This is a genomic window from Peribacillus sp. SIMBA_075 (genome assembly GCF_046534585.1).
This window is the reverse complement of sequence record NZ_JAWRYN010000438.1, coordinates 1-280: the sequence shown is the minus strand read 5'-3', so window position 1 is coordinate 280 and position 280 is coordinate 1. Positions and strand designations below refer to the sequence as shown.

At 37.1% G+C, this 280-nt stretch carries 1 protein-coding gene; it reads right to left on the bottom strand.

Going from position 1 to position 280, the window contains the following annotated elements; all coding sequences use genetic code 11:
- Positions 1 to 280: plasmid recombination protein (locus SB775_RS28910; protein WP_410864642.1), on the bottom strand; the 280-nt coding region annotated here is incomplete at both ends.

The window sequence follows — 280 nt, the reverse complement described above, 5'->3', positions numbered from 1 at the left end:
TAAATGCGGATTCGCTTCATCATCATGTAAAACCATGTTATAAGCTGCTAGATTAGGATTTCGCTCTTGAAACGCCTCAGCATACTGTTTTAACGCTTCCTTTTTGGCTTCCCTATATTTCGAGTCGTCTTTACCTTCCCCAATCGCCACGACTAATTCTCGTTGCTCATGTGTCTTATCATCTTTATGTATTTTGTCATAATAATCATCAATTTTACGGTCATTCCGTTTTTGTTTCTTGTTATACTTGTCCACTGCTTCTTGAAAAACATCCTTGTAT